Consider the following 9687-nt stretch of genomic DNA (forward strand, 5'->3'; position numbering starts at 1 on the left):
GTCGAATTTAATCTTTGCATCGACCCGACGAGAAGAAACTTTAGCCGAACCATTGCCAAGGCTCGCCTGTATACCTATTGTGATAAATTATTATACAGTTGTGAATGATAAATTCGACCTTGAATTTGCAGCACTTTGACGCCATCTGTAGAACAAATTGAAACGCGCGTTTGAATTTTTGTTGAATTTTTCTTTTTGTTTGTCAAAAATCAACCCACCCTAACGCGTTAATGTGGGACAGTGGAACGATATTCGGGTTCAACTGACTAAGCATTAGCAACCCGGCCATCGCCGAAGGAGAATAAAATGATATATGAAGGCAAGAGTCTGGCAGTCAAGCTGCTGGATGACGGTTTTGCTGAACTGGTATTTGATGCCCAGGGTTCAGTAAATAAGTTTGACCGCCAGACAGTCAACGAACTGGATGAAGCAACAGCAGCGCTCAAAGATCGCAGCGACGTACAAGGTGTGCTGGTACGCAGCGCCAAATCTACATTTATTGTAGGTGCTGATATAACTGAATTCACAGAATTATTCAGCGCGCCTGAAGATGAAGTACTGAGCTGGGTTGAGAAAACTTCTCAGGTATTCGATCGGTTCGAAGATTTGCCTTTCCCTACCATTGCTGCGGTAAATGGTTTTGCACTGGGCGGCGGCTGTGAAATGGCGCTAGCCTGTGACATGCGTGTTGCTGACACCTCAGCATCTATCGGATTACCAGAAGTGAAGCTTGGCCTGATGCCTGGTTTCGGCGGTACTGTGCGCCTGCCTCGTGTTATTGGTTCTGATAACGCCCTTGAGTGGATGACAACCGGTAAAGATCGTAAAGGTCAGCAGGCGCTGGAAGAAGGCGCGGTTGATGCGGTTGTGGCACCGGATGTATTGACCGATGCAGCGTTATCTATGCTAAAAGATGCCGCCGCAGAAAAACTGGACTGGCAATCTCGCCGGGCCCAGAAAAAAGCGCCGCTTCAACTGAATAAAAACGAAGCCACAATGAGTTTCTCTACCGCCCAGGCAATGGTCGCGGCGAAAGCTGGTAAGCACTACCCCGCTCCGCATCTGATGGTAGAAACCGTGCAAAAAGCTGCTTCACTGGATCGCGATGGCGCGCTGAAGCTGGAAAATCAGGGCTTTGTAAAACTGGCGAAAACCGACGCGGCACAAGCGCAAATCGGTATTTTCCTGGCTGACCAGCAGGTTAAAGGCAAAGGCAAAAAGCTCGCGAAGTCGTCAGATAAGTCGATTGACCTTACCGCTGTTCTGGGTGCTGGCATCATGGGTGGCGGTATCGCTTACCAGAGCGCCGTTAAAGGCACGCCGGTCATCATGAAAGACATCAACCGCGATGCACTGGATTTGGGCTTAAAAGAAGCCGCTAAGATCCTGGGTAAAGGAATGGAACGCGGCAAAGTAGATGCCAAGAAAATGGCCACTACGCTTAATGCTATTACCCCTACGCTGGAATACAGCACATTAAAAGATGCGGATCTGGTCATTGAGGCGGTTGTTGAGAATCCAAAAGTAAAAGCATCGGTTCTGCAGGAAACCGAAGAAACGGTATCAGAAGATGCCATCATCTGTTCAAACACCTCGACCATCTCTATCGATAAGCTGGCCGAAAGCCTGAAAAAACCAGAACGCTTCTGCGGTATGCACTTTTTCAACCCTGTGCACCGTATGCCGCTGGTAGAGATTATCCGTGGTAAAGATACCACTGATGCGACCGTGAATGCGGTGGTAGCTGCCACTTTGAAAATGGGTAAAACCCCTATCGTAGTCAATGACTGCCCCGGCTTTTTGGTCAACCGCGTGTTGTTCCCTTACTTTGCCGGTTTCAGCAAGCTGGTATTAGATGGCGCTGACTTCACGAAAGTCGACAAAGTCATGGAAAAAGATTTCGGCTGGCCAATGGGCCCGGCCTACCTGCTTGATGTGGTAGGTATGGACACGGCGAATCACGCTGCCGGTGTAATGGCTGACGGCTTCCCTGAGCGTATGGAGTCTATTGAAAACGACCCGGTCACGCTGATGTACAACGAGAAGCGTCTTGGCCAGAAAAATGGCAAAGGCTTCTATAACTACGGCACGGATAAGCGTGGTCGCCCCACCAAAGACGCTGCCGATGAAGCATACTCGCTGATTAACCAGCATGCTGCCTCAGACCAGTCGTTTGAAAAAGATGAAATTATCGCGCGCCTGATGATTCCGATGGCCAACGAAGCGATTCGTTGTCTGGAAGAAAACATCGTAGGCAGTGCGGCAGAAGCAGATATGGCACTGTTGTACGGTTTAGGCTTCCCGCCATTCCGTGGTGGTGTATTCCGCTGGATAGAAACCATGGGGCTGGACAAGTTCGTTGAACTTGCCGACAAGTACGCGCACTTAGGTGCGATTTATCAGGTCACAGACGGCGTTCGCAAGATGGCCGCTGATGGCAAATCCTACTTCGCTTAATCCCCAAGGAGAATAACATGAAAGAAGTCGTCGTTATCGATTGTATTCGTACCCCCATGGGTCGCTCCAAGGGCGGTGTTTTTAGAAATGTGCGCGCCGAAACCTTATCTGCGCACCTGATGACAACCTTACTAGAACGTAACCCTAATCTTGACCCGACTGAGATCGAGGACATCATCTGGGGTTGTGTACAGCAAACCAAAGAACAGGGCTTTAACATTGCCCGTAACGCGCAGTTGCTAACCGATATTCCGCGCAGCACCAGTGCGGTAACCGTTAACCGCCTGTGCGGTTCATCCATGCAGGCATTGCATGATGCGGCCAAAGGCATTATGACCGGCAACGGTGATGTGTTCATAATTGGTGGTGTGGAGCACATGGGTCATGTGCCTATGAACTATAACCTGGATTTCCACCCTGGTCTGGCGAAGCATACTGCTAAAGCTTCAGGCAATATGGGGATGACTGCAGAACTGCTGGGTCGCCAGAACGGCATCACCCGTGAAATGCAGGACGCCTTTGGTGCCCGCTCGCACCAACGTGCCGCCAAAGCGCACGAAGAAGGTCGCTGGGCGAATGAAATCGCACCTATCGAAGGGCACGACCAGAACGGCGTGCTGAAAATGGTCGATTACGATGAGGTTATCCGCCCTGAAACCACGGTTGATACGCTGGCTGGTTTACGCCCGGTGTTTGATCCGGTGAACGGTACGGTGACAGCAGGTACGTCGTCAGCTATTTCAGACGGTGCCTCTGCAATGCTGCTGATGTCAGCAGATAAAGCCAAGGCGCTTGGACTTAAGCCGCGCGCTAAAATTCGAGCCATGGGCGTTTCTGGCTGTGATGCGGCAATTATGGGTTACGGCCCGGTGCCTGCCACACAAAAAGCACTGAAACGTGCCGGCATGAGCATGGACGACATTGAACTTGCCGAGTTCAACGAAGCCTTTGCCGCGCAGGCGCTTTCGTGCATTAAACAGCTTGGCTGGCTGGATAACTATGATGAAAAAGTTAACCTGAACGGTGGTGCTATTGCACTGGGCCACCCACTGGGCTGTTCAGGTGCGCGTATCAGCACAACGCTGCTTAACCTGATGGAAGCGAACGACAAGTCTGTCGGTCTGGCCACCATGTGTATTGGCTTGGGTCAGGGCATCGCGACGATCTTTGAGCGTGTGTAACTGACTAAGTGAGACTAAAAGGGCCTGCGGGCCCTTTTTTATTGTCCGCTGTTCATTGTTGCGAACTCGTACAGTTGAACTAGCCTTAGTAGTTAAGCCAACAATTACATACAAAGAGGCTGTTATGCGTATCTGTCGAATAACCCGCTGTCGCTGTATTTTGTTGTTTTTCCTTTTTACAGGTTGCTTCTTCCCCGCCGCCGCTAAAACCAATGTGGTAGATATTGTCACCACTGAATATCGCATTGAGGCACCGGCCACTCTGCCTACTGGCTGGACGACCTTCATGTTTACCAACAAAGGTGCACAGGCCCACTTTGTGGTGATGTATCGGTTAGCAGAGGGCAAGACGATCGACGATCAGCTTAAGCATGTTGCGCCAGTTTTTGAACCGCTCATGCAAGGACTACGCAGCGGCGAATTAACCAAGGCTGACATTGGTCCGTTTTTCGAAGAACATGTACCCGACTGGGGATTACAGATGACCTGGGCAGGAGGCGCCGGATTGTTAGCCGCAGGGCGAAGTACTCAGGCTACCTTTTTACTCGACGAGCCAGGCACGTACCTGGTGGAGTGCTATGTAAAAGCTCCCGATGGCAGCTGGCATACGCTTATGGGTATGTTGCAGCAGATAACGGTTAAAGCAGCGCAAAACAACTACGTACCGCCTGAGGCCGACTATACGGTCACGGTGTCGAATCAGGGGGTTTCCGGTCCGCAAGCGTTGCCACCGGGTACACATACTTTCCGCATTGAGATGCAGGACACTCCCAAAGGATTTATGCCTTACGACTTGAACCTGGCGAAACTTACGTCATCGACGGATCTGGATAAGGTCTTCTTTTGGATGGACTGGACCAATGTAGGCGGGTTAAGAGCGCCCGCACCGGTTACCTTTTTGGGTGGGCTGGAGCACACCTATGCGGGAAAATATGGCTTTGTTACAGTTGACCTTGAACCCGGTCGTTACCTCTGGGTTTCGGAGATAAACGCGGCCACGGTCAACCTGCCCTTTGAGGTCAAACAGTGATCCCGATAATGCAGTACCGCGCCTTAATTCAAAGACTTTTCATCAGGTCACGTCTGAAAGCGGGCTTACGACACCGTGAGCCCCTTGCTGAAGAATGTGAGTATAAATCTGCGTTGTTCTGACATCTGCATGTCCTAGCTGCTCCTGAACGGTACGAATATCCGCCCCCGACTGAAGTAAGTGGGTAGCAAACGAGTGCCTGAGAGTATGTAGTGTGACGTGCTTTGCGATGTCGGCCTGTGAAGCCGCTTTTCTTACCGCCCGCTGGATCTGTTTTTCATCTATATGGTGACGGCGCAACTCACCATTTTCAGGATCGAGACTAAGCTTGCCAGAAGGAAACAGGTACTGCCACTCCAATGTTTTATTTCTGTGTTTATATTTTTTGCGTAGACCCAATGGGATCCAGGCACCGGCAAATTCAGGAACCTGCAGATCATGTTCCAGCATTTCTTTTGCCCGAACAATATGATTTTCAAGCAGAGTGGTAAGAGACGCTGAAAGTGTAACCACACGGTGCTTTCCACCTTTGCCAAACCAAATGCGTACATACTTATAATCAAAATCAATATCCCCTACCCGTAATCGAACGCATTCCATTAATCGCAGTCCGCTTCCATAAAGCATGGCAACCGCAAGATAGTGCTGGTGAGCAACCCGGCTTAATAGCGCTTTAACTTCCGGTTGCGTTAGTACAACAGGCAGTTTTCGCTGACGTCCGCTATTTAGAAAATGCATATCAGCGGGTAACGGTGTCTCAAGGAACTTATCGTACAGGAACACCAGCGCGTTAAGCGCTGTCGATTGCGTAGACGCCGCTACTTTCCGCGTCACCGCAAGATGTGTGAGATAGGCCTCAACATGAACAGCATTGAGTGTTTCCGGGTGCGCGTATTGATGAAAACGAATATAGTCAGTGATCCAGGTTAAGTACGTCTCGATAGTTCGCTTTGCATAGTGCTTTACCAGCATAAACTCATAAACGGCGTTTAAGAAGGTGCTTTTCATCAGGTATTTTCAAGACTATTAAAAGCGCATCAGCGTAGCGTTAAAATAAATTAAAAAATACTGACCCAGGGACGGTTTTACGCGGCGACGTGCGCAAAGTACACCATATCAATCGCATCGGCGTTTTGGGGTATTTTGTGCGTTGCGTGAAATGCACCACTTTGCCTTTTCACTTTTATCAGAATGACTTATCGAGTAATCTTTGAAGATAGTTGAAGTTAATTACCCCAAAGTGGGACCAGGAACCACACCACTTTGGGGTCTATTAATATGTTAGCTGCCAAAAGGAGAGTTCAATGGATGATTTACTTCTAGGGTGTTTAATCATGCTTTTTGCAGGTTCACTTCCCTGCATAGTCGTTGGTTACTTAATTGCAGTAAAACAGAAGCGAAATCTTATTGCTGGCTGGGACGAGTCCAAAATATCTCAGCCAGAAGCTTTCGCAAAATGGTTGGGCTATTCAGTTCTGCTGTTGGGTGTGCTCATAGGCTTAATTGCAGTTGCTTGGTTTGTTGGGGCAATAAATGAAATGGGTTTAACAAGCTTGCTTTTAGTGGCTAGTCTAATTCCAATTCCTTGTTTTATAGTTGCTAAAGTTAAGTATGGTGCAAGTGGCAGCTAACAAAAAAATTAAAACGCGCGCGTGGCGCGCTGGGACAAAAACACGGTGCCGCAAAGAGTATGGCACAGTGTTTTTGCCCTTTATTTAAAAGTTATAAGCCAAAGGAACTGATGAGATGGACACTCTTTTTATCATATACGCTGCACTAGCAGTTTACTTTGCAATAAGCCTAGCCGTATCAGTTTTCTTGGCGAAAAGAGATGACTTAGATATGGTGCAAAAAATTGCACAAATCTTTCTTGCGTGGTTTATTCCCTATATAGCTGCAATTGCTATTTGGCAATTTCACAAAAGCCAAGATCGCCCAATCAAGATGCATTCTGAGTTTGGTGGTGGCCCCAGAGATAGCAGTGGGGCTGGCTCAGATGGTAATCATTAACAATGGCTTATATCAAACCACTAAAGGCTCTCGCTTCGCTCGCTGGGACAGTAACACGTAGGCTCTGTCGCTTCGCTCCTGATTTTAGCCTACGTATTACTGCCCCTTAGTGGGGCGTTGACTGCCTTCGAGTGCCATGAACTTTATCTTAGAAAAAACAGAACAAATTGATTTTTTTACGTATCTTCCGCAGATGCTTAAAGCGCTCGATATTCGTTGCTCTGATTATGATTGGTACCTAAGTGATATCGAAACTAACGGATTTGATATTGAAGAGGGTTGGTGGTCTGGGTCTACCCTGGAGGCATATTTGGCGGCCAATGATGTTCAGTTCATCTGGGGCGTTTTTAGTGCCGTAAAAATTGGTGATCGACCTATGGTCATCGAGTCACCATACATCTATGACAATGCGTCTTATTGGTCTGGTGAAAATATTTCGCCCCAGTTGAAGGGTGCTGTACTTGAAATAGCTGCATGGGACAGTAGCGCTACCATATTCGTGGGTTTGTCGGGCGTGCAGGCCACAAGGCTGCAAGCTACATATTCTGACACTAAGGTTTTAGGTATTTGTAAGCATGGCAGTTAACAAACAGCTCAAGCCGACCTCCACTGCGTTGCTCGTTTCGTGCTTTTCCGCTACGCTCGCACAAAACAATCAACTCCGTTCCAGCGGCTTAGCTGGGCATTAGGTACTACTGGAAAAGACAGGCAAGTTTATTTTTAGCTTGGCTACTGAAAAGGAAGGTTGGATATCATTACAAATGAAAGAACACTCAACTTCAGACAAGATACTCCTTATTTCCTGTGCTCTTTTTTTCACGTTTTTATTCATTAATGGACTGACAACTGGAGAAGTTTCGCCGAAAGGTGGCGAAGATTATTCTCTAGAAACCAGCCCGAACATGTTTTACTTTATTCTAGGAGTGTATGCAGTATTGACTGGAGCGTGTGTATTTGAACTCATCAGAAACAAAATTCAGGTTAAATAAACACGCACCTAACAACGCGCTATTGTCACTCACTTCGTTCGCTGGGACGCATACACGTTGGCTGCTTCGCATTTTAGCCCACGCGCCTGTGCCTCTTACTTAAAAGTTATATCTATAAAGAGGTAAAAATGAGAGTACTTGTTTTTTTAATTTCATTGGTATCATTTCCGCTATTTGCTCAAGACTGCGAGGCTGAGTCGGAGGCATTTATCAATCTCGTTGCTACAAAGTGGGCTGTAAATGATCGTATTGAGAATGACCCGAAAAGCTTCGAGGGCGAAAAATGGCTTTACATCTGGGGAGGCGCTGGATCCTCTCTTGAGGAGAAGAACGTTTCGAAAAAAAGAGCGCAGAGAATGGCCCGCCTAGTTGCGGAGAACGATTACTCCAACAATCCTGAAGTCGAAGTAAATATCTTTGAAGACTACTGGTATCTAAGTTGCGAGTTTGAAAAGAAAGGACATGAAACTGCCCCCTTGGCGGAAATCGAAAAACGTAGCCTTATCGAATGTTGGAACTCCGTAGCGTCGAGAGAAGAGTTTCAAGGGTGCTTAATGCCTTTGATAAAAAGGAGTTGAGATAAAACAAACGGCATCAGGGAAGAACATGAAAGTTTCTGTCGATATTAAAAAGTCCGATATTGTGAAGCTCAATATTTGGCTCGCCTTGAAAAGCAAAGGTACTTATTCGCTAATAGCGCTCGTTTTCGCGATCTTGTGGGTCTATGCAATCTTTAAACATGGAATTCCCAACACGACTGAAAAATGGTTGGTTACTTTTCTGATAGCGTTAATATCAGGTCTTACTGCGGCTATATTGGGGCTAGCAACGAACCTACTTCAAATCTTACTATCATCTTCAGTAGCAAATGGTGTTTTGGGCTTACATGAATACGAGATCTCAGACGGTGGGTTGTATGAGAAAACTGCAGTGAATGAAACCAAAACAAGCTGGAACGGTATTATAGGTATTCGAAAACTGCGGCATTACATGCTAATTCAAATAGCCCCTGGATTATTTCATGTAATACCAGATTCAAGTTTTGTAAGTGAGGAGGAGTTTAGTAATTTCTACTCGGCTTCAAGGAAGTTTTGGAAAGATGCTTAGTATCAACTCCCAAATGCAACATTGATGTCGTAAATACGGGGCTGCTTAGCGTTATGTCTCATAAGGAATTGATAGATGCGGTTAACTTTTTTACTACTTCTGTTAGTCAATTTTGGCTGTCTTGCCTCATCTTGCATAGTCACCGATGAACTACGCGAGCAGTTTAATTCTAAACATGGTGAGAAAGTTACTATTGATACAACCCTTAGAGATTCGAACTACTCTGTAACTATCAAATTACCAGAGAGTATCGAAGGTCAAAGCTCTTATTCAGTATGGCTGGTATCAGACAGCCTCGTGGAACCAACCTTCATCTTTCCCCTAGATTTGTATGAAGAAGACAACCTAACTGTTGCATGGTATGAAATAGATGCAGGGCTTGTTAGAAAGCACTTTGTAATAGTCAGCTTAAATGACTATTGTGCTCCAAGCCTGTTCAAGGAAGTGTTTTACCAATGAGACAACAAAAGAATTAAGTTTGCCCGCTGCGCCCCTTACTTAAAAGTTATGTGCCAGGGAATTTCTGTTTTACTGGTTTCAGTAGTAGGTGCGGCGTTTGTGCATTATGGTTTTACCAAACCTTCCATGATTAAGGCGTCCTCAGAAAGATCGGGCGGCGAATAATAACCCGTACAGCCAATAAACACACTTTAGGACTTTCCACTCATCGATACAATGCATAGACTCTCAAGGTTTTGCTTAGCAGGGAAGCTCTAATGAAATCGCATCCGGATTACACCACCTATTCCACCGACGAGCTTCTTGAAGCTCTCGAAGGTATTGATAAAAAGAACTTCCCGGATCGGGTGAAACGTATCAATATGGAACTCACTGCCTGGTAAGGCCTAACTTTCCTAGACACTTTCTATGTCCTTAAAATACTGCCTGTCATATTCTGTTGGTGACGTGCGTC

At 46.9% G+C, this 9687-nt stretch carries 11 protein-coding genes; 10 read left to right on the forward strand and 1 reads right to left on the reverse strand.

Translation table 11 applies throughout. The features are described 5' to 3' along the window. The first annotated feature begins 306 nt into the window (after positions 1–306). The 3 genes from fadB to HHX48_RS10025 all read left to right on the forward strand — a co-directional run bounded on the left by fadB (position 307) and on the right by HHX48_RS10025 (position 4668). A complete protein-coding gene (gene fadB, locus HHX48_RS10015; protein WP_191024683.1) occupies positions 307–2457 on the forward strand; it encodes a fatty acid oxidation complex subunit alpha FadB in 2151 nt (716 codons plus the stop codon). A 17-nt stretch (positions 2458–2474) separates the two neighbouring features. Continuing rightward, complete coding sequence (fadA, locus tag HHX48_RS10020; RefSeq protein ID WP_191024685.1) at positions 2475–3638, forward strand: acetyl-CoA C-acyltransferase FadA; 1164 nt, start codon at positions 2475–2477, stop codon at positions 3636–3638. Positions 3639–3762: 124 nt separating this feature from the next. After that, complete coding sequence (locus HHX48_RS10025; RefSeq protein ID WP_191024687.1) at positions 3763–4668, forward strand: hypothetical protein; 906 nt, start codon at positions 3763–3765, stop codon at positions 4666–4668. Positions 4669–4710: 42 nt separating this feature from the next. Here HHX48_RS10025 and HHX48_RS10030 read toward each other — a convergent pair whose 3' ends face one another. Next, positions 4711–5676 carry an integron integrase gene (locus HHX48_RS10030; RefSeq protein ID WP_191024688.1) on the reverse strand — a complete coding sequence of 322 codons (966 nt, stop codon included), beginning with the start codon at positions 5674–5676 and terminating at the stop codon, positions 4711–4713. 296 nt (positions 5677–5972) lie between these two features. Here HHX48_RS10030 and HHX48_RS10035 point away from each other — a divergent pair, with 296 nt between their 5' ends. From HHX48_RS10035 to HHX48_RS18950, 7 genes are all read left to right on the forward strand, one after another. After that, positions 5973–6299: a hypothetical protein gene (locus HHX48_RS10035; RefSeq protein WP_191024690.1), complete on the forward strand. Its 327-nt coding sequence runs from the start codon at positions 5973–5975 to the stop codon at positions 6297–6299. A gap of 115 nt (positions 6300–6414) precedes the next feature. Beyond that, a complete protein-coding gene (locus tag HHX48_RS10040; protein ID WP_191024692.1) occupies positions 6415–6678 on the forward strand; it encodes a hypothetical protein in 264 nt (87 codons plus the stop codon). A 136-nt stretch (positions 6679–6814) separates the two neighbouring features. After that, on the forward strand, positions 6815–7264 hold the full coding sequence (locus HHX48_RS10045) for a hypothetical protein (protein ID WP_191024694.1): 450 nt from the start codon (positions 6815–6817) through the stop codon (positions 7262–7264). 531 nt (positions 7265–7795) lie between these two features. Continuing rightward, a complete protein-coding gene (locus HHX48_RS10050; RefSeq protein ID WP_191024704.1) occupies positions 7796–8245 on the forward strand; it encodes a hypothetical protein in 450 nt (149 codons plus the stop codon). Positions 8246–8273: 28 nt separating this feature from the next. Next, positions 8274–8774, forward strand: coding sequence for a YcxB family protein (locus tag HHX48_RS10055; protein WP_191024705.1), 501 nt, complete (start codon positions 8274–8276; stop codon positions 8772–8774). 75 nt (positions 8775–8849) lie between these two features. Then, on the forward strand, positions 8850–9233 hold the full coding sequence (locus HHX48_RS10060; protein WP_191024706.1) for a hypothetical protein: 384 nt from the start codon (positions 8850–8852) through the stop codon (positions 9231–9233). A 257-nt stretch (positions 9234–9490) separates the two neighbouring features. After that, entirely contained in the window at positions 9491–9616 is a 126-nt protein-coding gene (locus tag HHX48_RS18950; RefSeq protein WP_263406936.1) for a hypothetical protein, read from the forward strand. The last annotated feature ends 71 nt before the right edge of the window (positions 9617–9687 follow it).

Source organism: Salinimonas profundi, assembly GCF_014750655.1.
Taxonomy (GTDB): Bacteria; Pseudomonadota; Gammaproteobacteria; order Enterobacterales; family Alteromonadaceae; genus Alteromonas; species Alteromonas profundi_A.